14 protein-coding genes and 1 tRNA gene are annotated in these 19,809 nt (G+C 65.2%); 1 reads left to right on the plus strand and 14 read right to left on the minus strand.

The features are described 5' to 3' along the window. On the plus strand, window positions 1-1,553 hold a 1,553-nt coding region (locus tag AB4074_RS17565), incomplete at its 5' end, for a fibronectin type III domain-containing protein (protein ID WP_441414549.1). Window positions 1,554-1,684: 131 nt separating this feature from the next. Here AB4074_RS17565 and AB4074_RS17570 read toward each other — a convergent pair. The 14 genes from AB4074_RS17570 to AB4074_RS17635 form a co-directional block, all read right to left on the minus strand. After that, window positions 1,685-3,760 (minus strand): sensor domain-containing protein, encoded by a 2,076-nt coding sequence (locus AB4074_RS17570; RefSeq protein WP_441414550.1) that lies wholly within the window; start codon window positions 3,758-3,760, stop codon window positions 1,685-1,687. 381 nt (window positions 3,761-4,141) lie between these two features. After that, window positions 4,142-5,251 (minus strand): glycosyltransferase, encoded by a 1,110-nt coding sequence (locus AB4074_RS17575; protein WP_441414551.1) that lies wholly within the window; start codon window positions 5,249-5,251, stop codon window positions 4,142-4,144. A 693-nt stretch (window positions 5,252-5,944) separates the two neighbouring features. Then, window positions 5,945-6,017, minus strand: a tRNA-Asn gene (locus AB4074_RS17580). Between the two features lie 61 nt (window positions 6,018-6,078). Further along, the gene (dnaG, locus tag AB4074_RS17585; RefSeq protein ID WP_441414552.1) at window positions 6,079-8,043 is read right to left on the minus strand and encodes a DNA primase; all 1,965 of its coding nucleotides are present in this window, start codon (window positions 8,041-8,043) and stop codon (window positions 6,079-6,081) included. 59 nt (window positions 8,044-8,102) lie between these two features. Next, on the minus strand, window positions 8,103-9,413 hold the full coding sequence (locus AB4074_RS17590) for a deoxyguanosinetriphosphate triphosphohydrolase (protein WP_441414553.1): 1,311 nt from the start codon (window positions 9,411-9,413) through the stop codon (window positions 8,103-8,105). A 113-nt stretch (window positions 9,414-9,526) separates the two neighbouring features. Beyond that, the gene (gene dusB, locus AB4074_RS17595) at window positions 9,527-10,708 is read right to left on the minus strand and encodes a tRNA dihydrouridine synthase DusB (RefSeq protein ID WP_234750747.1); all 1,182 of its coding nucleotides are present in this window, start codon (window positions 10,706-10,708) and stop codon (window positions 9,527-9,529) included. A gap of 58 nt (window positions 10,709-10,766) precedes the next feature. After that, window positions 10,767-11,378: a response regulator transcription factor gene (locus AB4074_RS17600; protein ID WP_441414554.1), complete on the minus strand. Its 612-nt coding sequence runs from the start codon at window positions 11,376-11,378 to the stop codon at window positions 10,767-10,769. Continuing rightward, window positions 11,375-12,547 (minus strand): sensor histidine kinase, encoded by a 1,173-nt coding sequence (locus AB4074_RS17605; protein WP_441414555.1) that lies wholly within the window; start codon window positions 12,545-12,547, stop codon window positions 11,375-11,377. The genes AB4074_RS17600 and AB4074_RS17605 overlap by 4 nt, the downstream gene beginning before the upstream one ends. A 22-nt stretch (window positions 12,548-12,569) precedes the next feature. Continuing rightward, window positions 12,570-13,346, minus strand: coding sequence for an ABC transporter permease (locus AB4074_RS17610; protein WP_441414556.1), 777 nt, complete (start codon window positions 13,344-13,346; stop codon window positions 12,570-12,572). Continuing rightward, the gene (locus tag AB4074_RS17615) at window positions 13,343-14,281 is read right to left on the minus strand and encodes an ABC transporter ATP-binding protein (protein ID WP_441414557.1); all 939 of its coding nucleotides are present in this window, start codon (window positions 14,279-14,281) and stop codon (window positions 13,343-13,345) included. The genes AB4074_RS17610 and AB4074_RS17615 overlap by 4 nt, the downstream gene beginning before the upstream one ends. 104 nt (window positions 14,282-14,385) lie before the next feature. Then, window positions 14,386-15,816 (minus strand): YibE/F family protein, encoded by a 1,431-nt coding sequence (locus tag AB4074_RS17620; RefSeq protein ID WP_441414558.1) that lies wholly within the window; start codon window positions 15,814-15,816, stop codon window positions 14,386-14,388. After that, entirely contained in the window at window positions 15,816-17,207 is a 1,392-nt protein-coding gene (locus tag AB4074_RS17625) for an FAD-binding oxidoreductase (protein WP_441414559.1), read from the minus strand. The genes AB4074_RS17620 and AB4074_RS17625 overlap by 1 nt, the downstream gene beginning before the upstream one ends. Window positions 17,208-17,411: 204 nt before the next feature. Continuing rightward, window positions 17,412-18,386: a GNAT family N-acetyltransferase gene (locus AB4074_RS17630; RefSeq protein ID WP_441414560.1), complete on the minus strand. Its 975-nt coding sequence runs from the start codon at window positions 18,384-18,386 to the stop codon at window positions 17,412-17,414. Between the two features lie 2 nt (window positions 18,387-18,388). Then, a complete protein-coding gene (locus AB4074_RS17635) occupies window positions 18,389-19,774 on the minus strand; it encodes a glycine--tRNA ligase (RefSeq protein ID WP_441414561.1) in 1,386 nt (461 codons plus the stop codon). Window positions 19,775-19,809: the final 35 nt, after the last annotated feature.

Consider the following 19,809-nt stretch of genomic DNA (forward strand, 5'->3'; position numbering starts at 1 on the left):
TCACCAACGGCGGGTTCGAATCCGGGCTCACGTCCTGGACCACCGGCGGGGCCCGGGCACCCGTGGCCTCCACCACCGCCCACACCGGCACCGGCTCGGCGCTCCTCGGCCTGGCATCCGGGGCCGAGCCGCTCGGGGACAGCAGCCTGGCCCAGACCACCACCATGCCCGCTACAGGGACCTCCACCCTGTCCTTCTGGTACCAGCCCCACACCGCAGACGACACCTGCAACGGCACCACGTGCCGCTACGACTGGATGGAAGCACAAGTCCGCTCAGCCACCGGCACCACGCTGTCCAGCCTATTCAAACTCAGTAGCAACTCCGGCACCTGGACCCAGCTCAGCGCCAACCTCTCCGCCTACAACGGGCAGACCATCGTGCTTTGGTTCAACGTCCACCTCGACGGCTCCAGCCCGGCAGATGACACCTGGATGTACCTGGACGACGTGACCCTCACCAACAGCCAGACCACCCCCACGGCCCCCTCGGCCCCGACCGGGGTCACCGCGACGGCAGGCAACGCTTCCGCGACCGTGTCCTGGACCGCCCCGGCCAACGGCGGCTCCCCGATCACCTCCTACACCGTCACCCCGCACACCGGAACCACCACCCTGGCCCCGGTCACCGTCACCGGGAACCCGCCCGCCACCAGCACCAACGTCACCGGACTGGCCAACGGCACCGCCTACACCTTCACCGTTACCGCCACCAACGCCATCGGCACCTCCCCGGCCTCGGCCGCCTCGGCACCGGTCACCCCCACCGCCGGGGCCACGGCACCCGCCGCCCCGACCGGGGTCACCGCGACGGCGGGCAACGCCTCCGCCGCCGTGTCCTGGACGGCCCCGGCCAACGGCGGCTCCGCGATCACCTCCTACGCGGTCACTCCGCACGCCGGTGCCACGACCCTGGCCCCGGTCACCGTCACCGGTACACCCCCGGCCACGAGCACAGCCGTGACAGGTCTGACTAACGGCACCGCCTACACGTTCACCATCACCGCCACCAACGCTGTGGGAACTTCCGTTGCCTCCGCGGCATCGACGCCGGTCACCCCCACGGGAACAACGACCTCGGCCATCACCAACGGCGGCTTCGAATCCGGACTCACCGCCTGGGCCACCGGCGGCGTCAGGGCACCTGTGGCCTCCACCGTTGCCCACACCGGCACCGGCTCGGCACTCCTCGGTCTGGCTTCCGGCAACGAGCCCCTCGGTGACAGCAGTGTGGCCCAGACCATCACGGTTCCCGCCACCGGGACATCGACGCTGTCCTTCTGGTACCAGCCGCACACGAATGACGACACCTGCAACGGCACTACGTGCCGGTACGACTGGATGGAAGCGCAGGTCCGCTCCACGAGCGGCACGGTCCTGGCCAGCCTGTTCAAACTCTGCAGTGACTCCGGCACCTGGACCCAGTTCAGCGCCGATCTCTCTGCCTATAAGGGACAGACCATCACGCTGTGGATCAACGTCCACCTCGACGGCGCCAGCCCCGCCGACGACACCTGGATGTACCTCGACGACGTCACCCTCACCACGAGGTAAATGCACCAGACGCCAAAATCCCCGCCCTCTACTGAGGACGGGGATTTCGGGTAACTGCTCGGCGCCCTGCTGGTCCGGACTGGATTACACGTTCAAGCCCGGGCCGCCCCGCTGAGAGTCGGACCCTTCGCTCACGTCAGCCAGGCCGTGACTTTGTCAGCCGGCATTGGCTTGCTCCAGAGGTAGCCCTGGGCATGGTGGACGCCGAGGCGTCGAAGTTCGGCGAGTTGATTGGGGGTTTCGACTCCTTCCGCGATCACAACCAGGTCGAGGGTGCGTGCCATGCCTAAGATGAGTTCGATGATGGAGGCCCTCTGCGGGTCCGTGTCGAGGACCTCAATAAAGGACCGGTCGATCTTCAGGGTGCGCGCGGACATCCATTGAATGTAACTCAATGAGGAATAGCCGGTGCCGAAGTCGTCGATGGAAAGCCCGACACCGAGGTCGTGCAGCCGGTGGAGGGTCTCCGATGGCAGCTCAGGTTGCTCCATCAACACGGTTTCGGTGATTTCCAGGTTCACCGCCGCTGGATCGATGCCCGCCGCCACAGCCGCCGTGTGCACGATGTCCGGGAAGTCGGGGGTCACGAGCTGGCGGGCGGAAATGTTCACTGCGGCCCAGAGGTTCCCGGCTCCCGGAACATTGGAGCGCCACCGCTGGACCTGGGCCAGCGCCTCGTTGAGCACCCAGGTTCCGATTGGAAGGATGAGGCCTGTCTCCTCGGCGATGGGGATGAACGTGTCCGGCATTATCAGTCCGTGTTCACGATGACGCCAGCGCAAGAGGGCCTCAAACCCGACCGTTTGTTCCGTGTCCAGTTCAATGATGGGTTGGTATTCCAGGAACAGTTCATCCCGTTCCAAAGCCACGCGCAGGTCGGATTGCAGGTCCAGGCGCCCGGCTGCCTGCCCGGTTGTACGGGAGTCATAGACCACTGAGCCGTCTCCACCGGCGGCCTTTGCTTCATACATGGCCGTGTCCGCGCCGTTAAGCAACGATTCCGCAGTATCTCCCGGGCCCGAGACCGCGATCCCGACGCTGACGTTGAGGAAGATCCTTCGTCCGTCAATATTGAACGGCTGGCGGGTCGCCATCCTGATGCGTTCCGCAGCAGCGGCGGCGTCGCGGATACCCAGGTTCTCGCAGACAATGACGAATTCGTCGCCACCGAATCGGCCCACGGTATCGCCCGAGCGGACGGCAGTCCGGAGCCGCTCGCCGAGCAGGATCAAGAGAGCGTCCCCGGCGGTGTGCCCGATGCCGTCATTGACGAGCTTGAACCGGTCGACGTCAACGAACATCACCACCACCCGCCGGGACGCCCGCGCCAAGAAGCCCTGGAGGACGTCGATGAGCAGATATCTGTTCGGCAGGCCTGTCAACGCGTCGTGGCGGGCCTGCCATTCAAGAACCTGTTCGGCGTCTTTACGGTCAGTGATGTCCATGACCGTCGCCAGGAAGCGCAACGGTGCCCCGTTATTGGCGTCATGGGTCATTCTTGCCTGGGACTGCATCCACCGAAGCTCGCCGTCGGCCCTCATGATGCGGAACTCGTACTCAACACGCTTCGTGCCTGAATCAAGCGCCCGCCGCGCCGCCTGGATTAGCTCCAGGTCCTCGGGGTGGACCAGGGCCAGGGACTGTTTTCGTGAGACCAGTTCGCCCGGAGCCAGTCCGTAGATCCGGGCATATTCATCTGAGTGCGACCACCGGTTCGAAACGATGTCGTGTTCGACAATGCCCATGTGAACCATTTCCTGGGCCGCTACGAGACGTTCAAGCTCGGCAGCGGCCACCTGCAGACGTTTCAGCTCAGTGATGTCCCGGGTGATTTCCGTGGACACAGCCACCGCCGCGACCGACTTGGCAGCTATGCCTCGGACCGGACTGACCGTGGCATACACCGTGAACCCACGTCCCATTCGGTGCTGCATCCAGAACTCACCTGCCCAGCCTTGGCCCGCGGCGATCCCCTCCGTGATCTCCCGCAGGGCCACCGCCTGTCCCTGTAAGTCCAGGCCGGCGATGATCCCAAGCTCGCTGATTTTACGACCAAGGACCTCCGTGGACCCGAAACCGTATAGCCGTTCGGAGGCATGGTTCCAATAGGTCACCCGCCACGTGTTGTCGAGTCCGATCACCGATTGCTGGATTTCCTCCAGCAGCAGCGCCTGCATCACCAGATCATCATGCTTTACTACAGGCATTGTCCCCGTCCCCGCCAACATCCGGCGCCGCCAGTAAGTACCGGAAGGTCGTAAGCGTCAACCTACAGCCGACTGCGGGGCTCCGCGTTCATTTCCGGAGACCTGGGCCGTGGCGCGGCGGGCTCTCCGGACAAGGCGACCGTGCGCCAGGAACCATAGAGGGCCGCTAGGACGAGGAGCAGTCCGGTGATGATGAGCGGCCATGGGGCGTAGTTGACGGTGGTCTTGGCTTGGCGGGGTCCCGGCGGGCACGGGGTGACTGTTAACTTCGTTTGGCGGTTAAATCGCAGCTTGAAATGGCGGTCTTGACCTGTTCCGTTTGCGGAACAGGTCAAGAAACTGGCGCCGGACGACTTCGTAAATGTCCGCCCTGAGGAACCGTCACGTGCGCAGGAGTGATTCCATTTCGTCGATCAGCCCGTTCACACCTGGCGAAGCTGAAATTGCTGCCCCGATCCGCTGGCTGCCGGCTTCATATTTGCTGTCCCTCAGGATCTTTAGCACCGCATCGCGGATGGCGGCTGGTTTCGGCCGGCCGGTCCTGAGATTAATTCCGGCACCGGCCCACGCCACCCGGGCGGCTCCCTCGGGCTTGTCCTCGGTGTCCCCTGCAACCACAATCGGCACGCCATGTTCCATCGCGTAGTGAAGGCCTCCGTAGCCTCCGTTCGTGACGTACACGGCGACCTTAGGCATGAGTTCGGCGTCGGGTAGGAACTCCGCGGCGCGGGCATTGGCAGGGAGCGGCGGAAGCGCAGCCAGGGGGCGCCGGCCGGTACTGACCACCACCATGACATCCTCCTCGGCAAGCGCTTCGAGAGCAGGGCCGACCAAGGCTGTGAAGTCGTCGTTTGAGACGGTTCCTTGCGTCACGTAGATAACCGGGCACGAGCCGTCGAGATCGCCCCACCAGTCCGGCTTCGCACTAACGGTAACAGCGTGCCGGGACATCGGCCCGAAGAAGCGGAGGGTGTCCGGCGCATCCGATCGCGGGTATTCAAACTCTGCCACCGTGAACTGTGCGATGAGTTCGGCGCCTCGTGGCCCGTCCAGGATGAACAGACCGTCCTTCCCGACTCCCACTAGCTCGCGCATGAGAGCGTCAACCTGCCGCTGGCTGTCCCGCAGCACAACATTGGCGACCAGCCAATGCAGGATCCGGTTTCTCAGGCGGGAGGCCGGCCCGCGGCCCGGCATCAACCCCAGACCGTACGGCGCGCAATCCGGGCTCGACAGCGTCAATGGCAAAATGCCGCAGGCAATGAATGCAGGGCGCTTTTCCCGGGGCAGTTTCGCGAGGGTTGCGGCCCCGACAAAAGTGACCTCCGCAAGCACCGCGTCTGTCGGCTCGGAGGAGATCGCCGCCGCGAGCGGCAGATATTGGCCGCGCGCCGGGTCGATTACCAGCCCTCGGATAGCCTCGCGCACAGCGCGGACGCCCGTCGCTGCGCTGGCCTGGGGAGCGTATTCAGCACCCGGACCCAGCGGCAAAAACTCAGCTCCACTGGACAGAACCGCATCTGCATATGCGGGGCCGGTCAGAAACCGCACCCTATGCCCGCGAGCGATTAGTTGCCGGGCGACGCCAAGCATTGGCGAGACGTGACCATCATGGGGACCGCTGCAAACGATGACTGAAGCCATCCCTGGAGCTTATGCCCCGCGGCAGTCTGGAAACAGCCCCCCGGGCGCAGATGGTTGCTGCACATCATTCATTCAAGGGGGCGATGCCGCGGTTTAGCCTCCACGTCTGAAGCCCGACATCGTTGGTGACTGAGCGCGCCAACGCGACATTCACCTTCATCGCGCACAGAGGAGGATGATGGCGGGTCGCCGAGCCAGAGGCCCGCACGCACGGGCACGGCACGCAAGCACCTGGTCCGTCCCCGTTGCGGAGGATTGTCAGTTCCACGCGCTAGGTTGGTCCCGACTCGCCGCTTCTGAGAGGGGGCGCCGCCAAGATGAGACCGTCCATGACAGCCCTACCCGCCGAACTACAAAGGAGATTCCAGACCTGGGACGCCAAGGGCCGCCCGCAGCAGGACGCCTTCGAATGGAAGAAGGAGAACTGGTAAAGGTACCTCGGAGATGGGAGTGGTTGACCCCTGGGGGTGCGGGACCACGAACGGGCTGGGTACGAAAAATCCCCGCCAGCACGCGGCTGACGGGGATTCCGACTCAAAGCTCCTCCGACTGGACTTGAACCAGTAACCCTTCGATTAACAGTCGAATGCTCTGCCAATTGAGCTACGGAGGAATGAAGCGTGTACAAGCCTAACAAAGGGCTGCCGGGAAACGAAATCGGCGCAGGAAAGGCTTCAGCTATCCATGCGGAGGGCGCGGCGCTGCATTTCCAGCTGCATGAGTTCCCGGTTGAGGCGTTGGAACTCTTCCGGCTGGGCCGAGGCATCCAGGCGCTGCAATTGGCCCATCTTGTCCGCCTTGACCCTGGTGATCTGCAGTTCGAAAAGCCGGGCCAAAATGTCGCGGCAATAACGCTGCAGCGCTTCCGGAGTGCTGGCCGGCAGCGGAACGACTGCAAGCTCGGAGACCAGGCCTTGGAGCGGTTCCGGGACTTCCCGGCGAATCCCTTCCACCCAAGCCACAGGGTCACCCGCGTGGGCCAGCCCGGCGGCCCGGACGGCAGTGTGCACGGCTGAGTAGGCAGGGGTGACGAAGTGGCAGGCTTCAAACCGTTCCCATGCGCCACCGATGAGCGCAGCTTCGCCACCCAGGACGGCGGGGTTTTGGATGACCACTTCGAGGGCCTGCCGCTCCATGGCGGCAATGGGATCCCTCGGATCCGGGCGCATGAAGGCGATGGGAGCGTCCGACGGCGGTGCTGCCGCCGGCTGGCCGGCCTGGCCCGGCGTTGTGCCTTGCCCGGCCCCCGTGGCTCCTGCGGTGCTCGCAGCCCCCGCAGTACCCGGCGCGCCAGAAGCAGCGCGTTTGGCAGCCAAACCAACGGCCCGGCTGACTTCTTCAATGGGCATGCCGAGCCAGCCTGCCAGCTCGCGGACATATGCTGGGCGGATGCCCGAATCACGGATCTGCGCAACCACTGGGGCCGATTCCCGCAGGGCTGAGACGCGGCCTTCCACGGTGTCCAGGTTATGGCGTTTGAGGGACGCCCGGATCGCGAATTCGAAGAGCGGCCGGCGGGTGGCGATCAAGTCCCGGACAGCTGCATCCCCCTTGAGCTGGCGCAAGTCACAGGGGTCTGCTCCGCTCGGTTCCACGGCCACGTAAGTCTGCGCGACGAAGCGCTGGTCCTCCTCGAAGGCGCGCAATGCCGCTTTCTGGCCGGCGGCGTCGCCGTCGAAGGTGAAGATAACCTCTCCCCCGGTACCGTCGTCGGACAGCAAGCGGCGGGCGATCTTGATGTGGTCGGTACCGAAAGCCGTACCGCACGTGGCCACAGCGGTACCGACTCCGGCAAGGTGGCAGGCCATGACGTCCGTGTACCCCTCCACCACCACCAGTTGCCGGTCTTTGGCGATGCTCCGCTTGGCGAGGTCGATGCCGTAGAGGACCTGGGACTTCTTGTAGAGAACGGTCTCCGGAGTGTTCAGGTATTTCGGGCCCTGGTCGTCCTCGTAGAGCTTGCGGGCACCGAAGCCGATGGTGTCCCCAGCGATGTCCCGGATCGGCCAGATGAGCCGGCCGCGGAAGCGGTCGTAGATTCTCTGCTGATTACCGGGTCCCCCGGCGGAGAACATTCCCGTCAGCTTCAATTCGGCATCCGTGAACCCGCGTCCGCGCAGGTGTTTCAGGAGCGAGTCCCAACCCTGCGGCGCGTAGCCGACGCCGAACTGCTCGGCTGCGGTCCGGTCGAAACCGCGGCCATGGAGGAAGTTGCGGCCCTCGGCGGCACCTGCCGTAAGCAGCTGGGCGCGGAAGAATTCGTCGGCGATCTTGTGGGCATCCAGCAGCCGCTGGCGCTTGCCGACCTCTTCGCGGTTGGGACCGGTGCCGCCGTCTTCATAGCGCAGCTCGTAGCCAATCCGGGCTGCGAGCTTTTCCACAGCTTCGTGGAAGGAGGAGTGGTCCATCTTCTGGACGAACGAGATGGCGTCGCCGTCTTCACCGCAGCCGAAGCAGTGGTACCGGCCTACTTGGGGACGGACAGTGAACGACGGCGAGCGCTCGTCGTGGAAGGGGCAGAGGCCTTTGAAGGTGCCCAGGCCGGCGCCCTTGAGGGTGACGTAGCCGTCCACCACTTCCTTGATATCGGTGCGCTGGCGTACTTCGTCGATATCTTCACGTTTGATCAGGCCAGTCACGTCACCATCCTAGTCGCTCAGGTGGGCAGCCCCTGAGTGGGCCGACAACTCGATGCGGCCTACCAGAGTGACGGCAGGCTGCCCACGAGCCGTTCGTACATCGCCAGCGCCGATGCGTCCGTCAGGGACGCCACCTGGTCGATGACGACGCGAAGCCGGGCGCCGTCGTCGGGGGCGTCCCGCCAGTCCGCGGCGAACATCGGTTCCAGGTGCCGGTCTCCGCTCGCGTTGAGTACGCCCACCAACGCGTGCAGGACTTCGCGCTGCCGCTCATAGACGGGCTGCCGATGGTCGGTGGAGATCACGAACGTGGTGGCAAGGCCCTTCATGGCGGCGATCTCCGTGACGGTTTCCTCCGCGACCATGAGTTCGGCGCCGTAGCGCGTGAGGTGGTCCGGGCCGAAGCGGGCACGCGTGGTCTCAAGGGCACTCTGGCAGAACCGGCCGATCAGCTGGCTGGTCATGTCCTTCAGCGCCGCCATCGACTTGCGGCTGCCATCGGCCTCGCGGACCCACACGCTCGTGGCTTCGAGTCGGGCCAGAGCGGCATCGATTTCGGCGGGATCGTTGTGGGGCAGGTACCACTGCTTGGTGTACCCCACCACTCGGGCCCGGTGGTCGGGGTTGTCCAGCCACTTGAGCTGGAAGTGGCCGGCAACGATGGCATCCTCAACGTCGTGGACGGAGTAGGAGATATCGTCAGCCAGGTCCATCACCTGGGCCTCTATGCAGGAGCGGTTGCCCGGCGCGCCGTCACGAAGCCACGTGAATACGGGCAGGTCGTCTTCATAGGCACCGAATTTGCTGCTCCGCTGTCCGTGGATGACGGGCGCGTCGACGGCGGACCACGGGTATTTGGACGCTGCGTCAAGGCTCGCGCGGGTCAGGTTCAGGCCCGCGGGCCGGCCGTCGGCAGCAAGGACCTTGGGTTCAAGGCGGGTGAGCAGGCGCAGGGTCTGGGCGTTGCCTTCGAAGCCGCCGATTCCGTGGGCTACCTCGTTGAGCGCGGATTCCCCGTTGTGGCCGAAAGGCGGGTGGCCGAGGTCGTGGCTCAGGCACGCCGTGTCCACAACATCCGGATCGCAACCGAGAGCGCGGCCCAACTCGCGCCCCACCTGGGCCACTTCAAGGCTGTGCGTCAGGCGGGTACGGACGAAGTCGTCGGTGTCCGGGGCCACAACTTGGGTTTTGGCCCCGAGCCGTCGGAGGGCCGACGAATGCAGCACCCTTGCCCGGTCCCTTTCGAAGTCCGAGCGGTAGGTGTTTTTCCGGGGTTCCTGGACCCAGCGTGCCGAGTCGGCCTCCACATAGCCCGGAATGCCCGTTGCGTTTTCGGCCGGGCGTGCTGCAGACATCGCTTCAGTTCCCATGGGTATCTGCCTCCTCCGCTTGCCGTGCACCGGCGTCTCTTCAGCCAGTGCCTATGCAGCCAGTTTTCCACGACTCTGGCCGTGCGCGTGCACGCGGCGACCCGGGCCGCGCTTTAGCCGCCTGAGACGTCGAGTTCGGCTGCGGCGATATCGCGCGTCTGATCGGCGTCCATCTGCCGGCTGAGCAGCCAGTCCTTGGGCAAGGCCGGCCTCTTGGGGGAACCTGCGCGTCCTCGCGGGCCCTCCGAGTCGACGCCCGGGTACGGCAGGTCCATGTCGAGTTGGTCCAGCAGCTCGCGCAGGACCTCGAGCGTTGGCACGGTGGCCAGTTTGGCGCGCAGTTCCCCGCCCACGACGTAGCCCTTGAAGTACCAGGCCATGTGCTTGCGGATCTCGCGCAGCGCCTTGTACTCGTCGTTGCCGAAGGTTTCGATCATGAGCTCGGCGTGGCGGTAGACGCCGTCGGCTACTTCGCGCAGGCCCGGACGGTGACGCTCGTCGCTTCCTTCAAACGCGGCCTGGAGGTCACCGAAGAGCCACGGGCGGCCTTGGCAGCCGCGGCCAACCACGACGCCGTCGATCCCGGTTTCGCGCACCATGCGGACTGCGTCTTCGGCGGACCAGATATCGCCGTTGCCCAGGACGGGAATGTCGGGGAGGGCTTCGCGCAGCCGTGCGATGGCGGACCAGTCGGCCTGGCCGGAGTAGAACTGTGCGGCCGTGCGGCCGTGGAGCGCGACGGCGGCAACGCCGGAATCGCGGGCGATGCGGCCGGCGTCGAGGTACGTGAGGTGGTCCTCGTCGATGCCCTTGCGCATCTTGATGGTCAGCGGGATATCGCCCTTGGAGGCTTCCTTGACGGCTGTCTGGACGATCGAGGTGAAGAGGTCGATCTTCCAAGGGAGGGCGGATCCGCCGCCGCGCCGGGTGACCTTGGGCACGGGACAGCCGAAGTTGAGGTCGATGTGGTCCGCCCGGTCTTCCTCGACGAGCATGCGTACGGCCTGGCCCACGGTGACAGGGTCCACGCCGTACAGCTGCACGGAACGGACCTTTTCGTCGTCGTCGTGGGAGATGATGCGCAACGATTCCGGCGTGCGCTCCACCAGGGCACGGGAGGTCACCATCTCCGCGACGTACAGGCCGCCGCCGTATTCACGGCACAGCCGGCGGAAGGCCGAGTTCGTGATCCCGGCCATCGGGGCAAGGATCACGGGGGTGTCCACGGTGATCCGGCCGAGCTGCAGCGGGGGCAGTTCGAGCTTGGGCGAAGGGGGCGTTGCTACTACAGTCACCCGTCCATTGTCTCAAAGCGGGGCAAATCGACTGACCGGCCGAGTACGAGCCGGGCCGCTAGAGCAGCCAGCCGTTGTCCTCGGCGATGCGCACGGCCTCGGCGCGGGTCCGGCCGCCGGTCTTGGCCATCGCGGCGGACAGGTAGTTCCGCACGGTCCCTTCGGAAAGCATCGCCGACTTCGCGATATCGGCAACGGTTCCGCCGTCGGACGCTGCCTTGAGCACCTCGCCCTCGCGTTCGGTCAGCGGGCTGTCTCCCGCGGTCAATGATTCCGCCGCGAGCACGGGGTCCACCACCCTGAGCCCCTGATGGACGCGGCGCACGGCTTCGGCCAATTGCCGCGCCGGCGTGTCCTTGACGACGAATCCGGAGGCTCCGGCCTGCATGGCGCGCTTGAGGTAACCGGGCCGTCCGAAGGTGGTCACCATGAGGACCCGGCACGACGGCGCGGCCCGCCGCACGGCCGCAGCCGCGCTGATCCCGTCCAGGCCAGGCATCTCGACGTCGAGCATTGCCACGTCGGCGGAGTGCTCGACGACGGCGGCCGCCACCCCGGTCCCGTCCCCCAGTTCCGCGACCACCTCGATGTCCGGTTCCAGTCCCAGCAAAGCCGCCAGAGCCCCGCGCACGAGCGCCTGGTCGTCTGCGATCACCAATCGGATGTTCATACCTCAACCGCCAATCTGAACCCTCCCAGGTCACTCGGGCCAATGGTGACCGTTCCCCCGGCGGCACCCACGCGTTCGCGGATCCCGGCCAGTCCGTTCCCGGAGCGGCCCCCGGAGGCCTGGCCGACGCCGTCGTCCTCCACCAGAACGCTCGACGCCGTCAACCGGACGCGGCAGCGCGCGGCGCCGGAGTGCCGCACCACGTTGGTGACGCCTTCGCGCAGCACCCAGCCGAAGAGCTCCCTGTGCCGCGCCGGAACCTGTTCCACGGTTCCCGGCAGTTCGGCGTCGATCCCGGCCGATTCCAAGGCCGTCCGGGCGACGGCGAGCTCCGCAAGGACGTTGACGCCGCGATAACCGGCCACTGTGGCCCGGACGTCGGCGAGCGCACCGCGGGCCAAGTCCTGCACCGCGGAAATTTCGGCGGCTGCCCGGTCCCGGGCAGGGTAGTCGCCGGGGACGGTGTCCAGCATCCTGCCGGCCAACTCAGCCTTCACGGCGATCACCGTCAGGGAGTGCCCCAGGATGTCGTGCATGTCCCGGGCCACGCGGCTGCGCTCTGCTGCGACGGCCGCGTCAGCCAGTTCAGTCTGCGCTTCGCGGAGCCGTGCTGTCTGCCGGATCAGCCGCGCGAAGGCGGACATCATGAGGCCAAGGGACAAGATGATCCCGGCCTGGAGCAAGGCCTGCTCCCCGTTGCCCGTCACCAGCTGGGTGGTGAAAGAGACGAGGGCCAAAGCGACGATGAGGAAGAAATCCGTGCGCGGCGGAAGGGACGTCATGGCGATGGCGCACGCGAGGAACGTCCAGGTCCACAAGGCTTCCCTTCCGATGATGAAGATCATCAGCCCGTTCAGCGCCAGCAGGATGCAGACAGACACGATGCCGGCGCGGACGCCTGGGCGCCAACTGATCTGGGGCAGGAAGACGTAGGCCGCGAAGAACACGATCAAGGACGCCGACGCCGCCATTTTCCAAGCCAGCGGCTCGTCCACGGACCACACGATGTTCCACGTCGGCCAGGCCCAGAGCAGGATGGAGAGTCCCGCGCCGACGAACCAGCCCCGTGGCCCGGGACCGCGGAACATGGCGCCGGTGAACACGGTGCCGCGGAACACGCTTCCGGTGATCACATCCCTGAAGGAGGTTCCGCGGGCATTGCTGGTCATGGTGCCTACCCTAGCGGCCTGTTCAGACACGTTTCGTGTCGCGGCGGAACGCCATGGCAGCCCCGGCCACGAAGATCACGAGCCAGATGAGCACGTTGAGGATCCACGCCCAGTCGAACTCGCCGGTGATGGGGCTCCGGGCCAATTGCCCGATCCCGTATGCGGGCGTGAACTTGGCGATGTTCCCGAAGGTCTCCCCCATGATCTCGATCGGCATGAACAGTCCACCGAGCATGGCAAGGATGGCCAGGGCCGGGCCGAGGATTTGCATGACGTTCTGGCTCGGCATGAGGTATCCGACGAACAACCCAAGTGCCGCGAAGACCAGGGAGCCGAGCCAAGCGACAAGCCCCGCTGTCAGCCAGGTCTGGGCATCCATGGTGACACCGGCCAGGGCACCGATGACGAATTGGGCCACGACGGCGACGAGGGACAGCGTCAGCGCGGCCATTGCTTTCACCGCGATATACGCCCCTGGCAGGAGCGGCGTGAGGCGAAGCTGGCGGCTCCAGCCTTGGGCACGTTCCACCGCCACTTGGCTACCGGCGCCCGTAGCAGCGGTCATCGCAGCATAGACCGTGAGGCTGATGAGGATGTACTGGCCGTAGCTGTGACCGTTGGGCAGGAGCTTGTCCTTGTTGGACAAGCCGAAAATGAAGAAGAAGATGGCCGGCATGAATACCGTGAAAATGATGGTCCGACGGTTTCGGAGCATCCGCTTGATCTCGATCCAGAGGAAGGTGCGGTTGACCCCGCCGGTGGACGGCTTCCGTTCCTGGACGACTGTTGCCGTGCTCATACGAGGTCTCCTTCAAAAGTGATGCTCGTGGATTCCGGTACGGCATCGTCTCCGGTGAGGGCCACGAAGGCCTCCTCGAGGTTGTTCGCCGCCACTTCGACGTCGTGGGCGCCCGTGTTATTGAGCAGGTACCGCACGACGGCGTCCGAGTCGCCCGTGCGGACGGTGAGGCGGCCGCCGTCGTAATCCATGCTCTCCACAGGCGGCATCCCAGCCAGCAGTCCGCGCTCTGTTACTGGAAGCGAAGCCTTGACGGTGCGGCCGGAGGCTAGGTTCTTGATCTGGGCGGCGGTGCCGTCCGCCACGATGCTGCCTTGCCGGACCAGGACAATCCTGTCCGCGTAGGCGTCGGCTTCTTCTAGGTAATGCGTGGCGAAGATGACGGTCCGTCCGCGCTGGGCGTCGGTCCTGATGGCGTTCCAGAAGTCGCGTCGTCCCGCGACATCCATGCCGGTAGTGGGCTCGTCCAGGATCAGCAATCCGGGATCGGAGACGAGGGCCATGGCGAAGCGCAGCCGTTGCTGCTGGCCGCCTGAGCACTTTTCCACCTTGCGGTCGGCGATCTCCAGGATGCCCGCCCGCGCCAGGACTTCGTCCACGGGCCGGGAGGAGTCGAACATGGCAGCGTTGAGCTGCACGGTCTCGCGCACGGTGATGTCCCGCAGCAAGCCGCCGGTCTGCATCACCGCAGCCACCTGGCCGCGGGCGATGGCTCCCCGCGGAGTGTGGCCGAAGATGGAAACGCTTCCCTGGTCCGGGGCGCTCAATCCGAGGATCATGTCGATGGTGGTGGTCTTGCCCGCCCCGTTGGGACCGAGGAACGCCACCACCTCCCCCGGCTGCACGGTGAGGTCCAGACCGCGGACGGCATGGACCTTCCCGAAGCTCTTGTGCAGTCCGGCGGCGTGGACGGCCGGCACACTCGCTGTTGTCATGACTCTCCTTGGCTTTGGTTTACTCCACTACCCATCAAAGCCGAGATCCACGTCCGGTGCCCGGGCGTGTGTCACCAATGAGGGATGACAAATGTCATCGAGGGCTAGCGGCGCTCGGCTTCCCTGCGTGCCCGCCTGGTCATGACAACGGCGGCAAGCTCGCCGGTGTCGAACGATTCGAAGGCATCGGTGGACCCGGCGGTTTCAAGGTCGCGGACCTTCCCGTCGTCGTCGGCTTGCGCCGAATCCCCCGTGCCGGCGGCCGCGAGCCGCCGCGGACCGGTCGCTTTGACCACCAGGACGGCGATCAAGGTGGTCACCGGGATGGCAAGCACCAGACCGATGGAGCCCACCAGTGTGCGGATGACTTCCTCGGACAACTCGGCACTGGTGAGGGCATCGACCAGCGGGCGGTCGTACAGCATGACAATGATCAAGAGGGGCAGCGCAGCACCGGCGTAGGCGAAGGCGATGGTGTAGACCGTGGAGGCGATGTGGTCCCGGCCGATCCTCATGGCTGAGCTGAACAGCTTGCGCGCTCCAGTTTCCGGCGCCAGCTCGTACAGTTCCCACACGGCAGCGGACTGGGTGATGGTCACGTCGTTGAGGACTCCGAGCCCGGAGATAATCAGCCCGCACAGGATGATCCCGGAGAGGGAGATCTTGTCCGACATGTTCACGAGCGTTGCGCCCTCGCTGGTGGCGATCCCGGTCAGGTTTGCCGCATCCGTGGCCCAGGCCGCCAGGAGCGCCGTAATGCCGAGGCCGAAGATCGTGCCCAGCAACGCAGTGGAGGTCTTGGCCGAGAATCCGTGGGCGAAATAGAGCACCCCCATCATGATCGCCGTGGAGCCAACCAATGCCACGAGCAACGGCGGCTTGCCTTCCACCAGTCCGGGAAGCATGAAGCTGACCATCACCACGTAGGCTCCGGCCAGTCCAAGGAGCGCCCTGAAGCCGCGCCAGCGCGCGACCGCGATGACCACCACGGCATACAGGATCGCCAGAAGCGCCATGGGAACGGTCCGCACGAAATCCAGGAAAACGTACGACGGCGAGCCGTTGCCTGCCGCTGCGCCCTGCGCCCCGGAGAGGTTCAGGTAGCGGATGCTGTCCCCCACTTTGACGCCGTGGGACTTTGCGACATCCGGGTTGATGACCACTCTTACGGGGCTGCCACCGTTATCCGGCTGCGTGGACGCGAAGGTGCATTGGGACCCCTGCTGCTGTGTGCCGCTGCCTTGGTTCGTACCGTTCGTACCCGATGCCTGGGTCCCTTGCGTACAGCTTTCCTGGGTGACGGCTTGGATCTTGCCGGTATCAAACGTCACCCCGGGAGCGGCCGCGTACGGGCTCGCGAAGGTGATGCCTTCCTTGCTCCCTGACGGCCACATGAGCAGCATGGCAACGATCGTGAGCACGGCAATAGGAGCCAGCACGGCTACGAGGAGCCAGTTGGCCCGCTTGCGTGCCGCGAGCGCCTGCGGGCTTGGCTCGAAATGCTCTGTGTGTCCGTGTGAATGGCCGTGACCCATTAGCTGCAAAACCTCATGCCCACAAGCCTACGTGAGGCAGCGCTGCGTCCCGCCCAACTGGCTGGCAGTTGTCGTCGTTTTGAGCGCTCAAAACGGTAGTTGACCCCGTAGTTCTCACTGATCCTGCCCTGATCATCACCGTCCATGAAGCCGATATAACCGCCCGGCGAGGAGTGAGGGCGCAATGCCGCGGCGTAACTGCGGACCCAGTCGATATTCGCCTCGTTGTCTGCGGGGTCGTTCCACATGCAGGCGATCACCGGAGAGAACTTGACGCTGCGGTTGACGAAGGCGGTGTCCGTCTGACCCACGAGTTGCACTGCACCGTCGATCGGGTAGACATGGACGGACGTCTGCACGCTCGGAACTTTGCTTCCGTACTCAAGATGGGCCGCAATGGCGCCGTCGTTGAGCTCGGAGAGGAAATCCGCTTTCCAGTATGCCTGCATCCCTTTCGGAAGCAGCGGATCAAATGCCGAGTTGAGTGCCGGGTACGGCATAGGCCCCACCAGCGAACCCGCCACAGGAGCAACATCCAGGAACGGCTGCCAGCGGGCCGCTCCCTCTCCAGGATCACCGGTCCACATGCCAATGACCACGCAGACCGGTTTGCCGTGCCACTCCTCCGGCAGGAACGGTACGGGCGGCCCTTGGTGGAAGCCCACGAAGGCCCCGAATTCCTCAGGGGCGGTGTCCATGTAGTCGCGGTAGAACTTCACCACGGTCTCAGCATGCTCCATGCCGTAGATGATGATCGCAGCGTGGACCATGTCCACCGGGTGCAGCTTGTATTCCAGCGACGTCACAACCCCGAAATTGCCTCCGCCTCCCCGCAAAGCCCAAAAGAGATCCTCGTGCCGGTTTTCGCTGGCAGTCAGGAACTTGCCGTCCGCAGTCACCACGTCAGCGGAGATCAAGTTGTCACAGGACAGGCCGTGTTTGCGGGCAAGGTAGCCGATGCCGCCACCCAAGGTCAGGCCGGCGATGCCGGTGGACCCCACGATCCCGCCGGTGGTGGCCAACCCGAAGGCATGGGTGGCGTGGTTGAAATCTGCCCAGGTTGTTCCCGCCTCGGCACGGGCAGTACCGGCTTCGGGGTCAACACGGACTCCGGTGCGGTTGACGAAATCGATGACAAGGGCATCGTCCCAGGTCCCGAACCCGGGAGCGCTGTGGCCGCCGCCGCGGATGGCCAAGGGCAGGGAATTGTCCCGGGCAAAATTCACGCTAGCAATGACGTCCGCTACCTGGGCCACACGCACGACCCCTGCCGGGCGCTTGTCGATCATGCCGTTATAGACAGCACGGGCGGAATCATAGTCAGGATCACTTGGAGTGACGAGTTGCCCGCGGAGCTGCTCGCGCAGTCCGTCGAGGGCTGTTCCATTCATGGGTGTTACCGCCGATTCTCTTCATGAGACCGGATTAGTTCCACCCGCCGCTACCCCACCAGAGCAACGGCCGGGGCTTACGTCGTCATGCATACACCCAGGGCAGCGGCGGCGTCAAGGTTTCACCCAACTAACTCGCAGTTGTTGTCGTTTTGAGCCCTCAAAACGGCAACTAACGCGAGTCAGTTGGGCGGAGAGGAACAGCTATTCGCTGACGACCAAGGTGTCCGCGCCGCGGAGCTTCGCCTTGCCCAGTTCCAGCAAAGGATCGACGACGGCGCGCACTGTCGTCATGGAATCGTCCACCTCGAGGAGCACGGGGTGCTGATAGGCAATGAGCGCCAGCAGGTCACGGATTGCGGCGCGCGCCTCGTCATCCTGCAAAAGCGGATCGTGGCCAAGGAACACTTCCGAGGGCTCGTCCGAGCTGCCCTGGGCATAGCTGATGGCGAAGGCCTGCAGCTTGCCCTTGCGGGTGGCCGGAACGCCCGAGCCAAAGGCACTCGCCTTGGGCGCTCGCAGCACGACCGCACCGTGCGCCCCCGTCAGCTCGTCGAGGAACAGCCGCTGCACAGTGGGGATGCCGAGCACTCCGGGGTTGTCCCAGTGGTGCACGGCGGTGTAGTACCGGCCTACGACGTCGCTCAGTTCCACTGAACCCGTGGCGAGGTCTTCCACTTGCTCGGAGGCCGCTGCTTCGGAGCCGTCTCCAAACACCGGCAGCCTGAGCGGCTCGGGAGCCACCACCACAAGCTGCGAACGCTGGATAGGTGCAAGCCCCGCCCACTCGGCGAAGGCGGCACCGGCCGTGCCGGGCTCCACTTTGCTGCGCAGCTTGGTGACCCCCGACGGCGACTGCTCGGCTTCGCGCCGCAGCATGGTCAGGAGCGTAGCCCCTATCCCGTTCCGGCGGTGGTCCTTGGCAACCTCGATGTAGGCCCAGAGCCGTTCCGGGTGCAGGGAGGCCTCGTGGACCACACCGGCCGCAACCGGGATGCCGATGCCGCCAACAACGTCTTCCGCCACGATGCACCTGCGCCAAGGCTGGCCTTGACCGCTGTTGCTCGACGGCGCCAGGGCTGCGCGGAATTGCTGGGCCGGCAAGGTCTCGGGCCCACCCCACATTTCCAGGAGCGCGAGGTCGTCGCCCTCACGCCATTCGCGGTATTCGATGGACACGCTTAGGCGCCGATCAGGCGTGCGGCCAGGTAGCCCTCCACCTTGTCCAGGGACACACGTTCCTGGCTCATGGTGTCGCGCTCACGGATGGTGACGGCCTGGTCATCAAGGGTGTCGAAGTCCACGGTGATGCAGAACGGGGTACCGATCTCGTCCTGGCGACGGTAGCGGCGGCCGATGGCGCCGGCGTCGTCGAAGTCGATGTTCCAGTTCTTGCGCAGCTGGGCGCCCAGGTCTTTCGCCTTCGGGGACAGGTCCTCGTTGCGGCTCAGGGGCAGCACGGCTGCCTTGACCGGTGCCAGGCGCGGGTCGAGCTTCAGCACGGTGCGGACGTCGACGCCGCCCTTGGCGTTGGGTGCCTCGTCCTCGGTGTAGGCGTCCACAAGGAAGGCCATGAAGGAACGGGTCAGGCCGGCGGCCGGTTCAATGACGTACGGCGTGTAGCGCTCGTTGGTGGCCTGGTTGAAGTAGCTGAGGTCCTGGCCGGATGCCTTCGAGTGCGTGGAGAGGTCGAAGTCGGTGCGGTTGGCGATGCCCTCGAGCTCGCCCCACTCGGAGCCCTGGAAACCGAAGCGGTATTCGATGTCCGTGGTGCCCTTGGAGTAGTGGCTGAGCTTGTCCAACGGGTGCTCGAAGAAACGCAGGTTCTCCGGCCGGATGCCCAGACCGGTGTACCAGGACATGCGTTCCTTCATCCAGTACTGGTGCCATTCTTCGTCCGTGCCCGGCTCGACGAAGAATTCCATTTCCATCTGTTCGAACTCGCGGGTGCGGAAGATGAAGTTGCCCGGAGTGATCTCGTTGCGGAAGGACTTGCCGATCTGGCCGATGCCGAACGGCGGCTTCTTGCGGGACGTGGTGAGCACGTTGCTGAAGTTGACGAAGATGCCCTGCGCGGTTTCCGGTCGCAGGTAGTGCAGGCCTTCTTCACTGGCCACGGGGCCCAGGAAGGTCTTGAGCAGGCCGGAGAACTCCTGCGGTTCGGTCCATTGGCCGCGGGTGCCGCAGTTGGCGCAGGCAATGTCCTTGAGGCCGTTTTCGGCAGGACGGCCCTTCTTTTCCTCGTACTCTTCCTCGAGGTGGTCGGCGCGGTAACGCTTGTGGCAGGAAAGGCACTCGACCAGGGGATCGGAGAACACCTCGACGTGGCCGGAGGCTTCCCATACTTGGCGGGGCAGGATCACGGAGGAATCGAGGCCCACAACATCTTCGCGACCGCGAACAACGCTCTGCCACCACTGGCGCTTGATGTTTTCCTTGACTTCGGCACCGAGGGGGCCGTAGTCCCATGCGGACCGGGAGCCACCATAGATTTCACCGGCCTGGAACACGAAGCCCCTCCGCTTGGAGAGGGAAATGACCTGGTCGAGGACGGATTTTGCTGCCATGGGTAACTCCAATGTTCTACAGGGCCGCTGGGTGC

It is taken from the genome of Arthrobacter sp. 2MCAF14 (assembly GCF_052115645.1).
In the GTDB taxonomy this organism is placed as follows: domain Bacteria; phylum Actinomycetota; class Actinomycetes; order Actinomycetales; family Micrococcaceae; genus Arthrobacter.

Bases quoted from the DNA above. Each gene is read 5' to 3' on its own strand.
- AB4074_RS17625 (WP_441414559.1), bottom strand. From the start codon at position 17,207: ATGAATGGAACAGCCCTCGACGGACTGCGCGAGCAGCTCCGCGGGCAA.
- AB4074_RS17620 (WP_441414558.1), bottom strand. From the start codon at position 15,816: ATGGGTCACGGCCATTCACACGGACACACAGAGCATTTCGAGCCAAGC.
- AB4074_RS17600 (WP_441414554.1), bottom strand. From the start codon at position 11,378: ATGAACATCCGATTGGTGATCGCAGACGACCAGGCGCTCGTGCGCGGG.
- AB4074_RS17635 (WP_441414561.1), bottom strand. From the start codon at position 19,774: ATGGCAGCAAAATCCGTCCTCGACCAGGTCATTTCCCTCTCCAAGCGG.
- AB4074_RS17615 (WP_441414557.1), bottom strand. From the start codon at position 14,281: ATGACAACAGCGAGTGTGCCGGCCGTCCACGCCGCCGGACTGCACAAG.
- AB4074_RS17610 (WP_441414556.1), bottom strand. From the start codon at position 13,346: ATGAGCACGGCAACAGTCGTCCAGGAACGGAAGCCGTCCACCGGCGGG.
- AB4074_RS17570 (WP_441414550.1), bottom strand. From the start codon at position 3,760: ATGCCTGTAGTAAAGCATGATGATCTGGTGATGCAGGCGCTGCTGCTG.
- AB4074_RS17590 (WP_441414553.1), bottom strand. From the start codon at position 9,413: ATGGGAACTGAAGCGATGTCTGCAGCACGCCCGGCCGAAAACGCAACG.
- AB4074_RS17605 (WP_441414555.1), bottom strand. From the start codon at position 12,547: ATGACCAGCAATGCCCGCGGAACCTCCTTCAGGGATGTGATCACCGGA.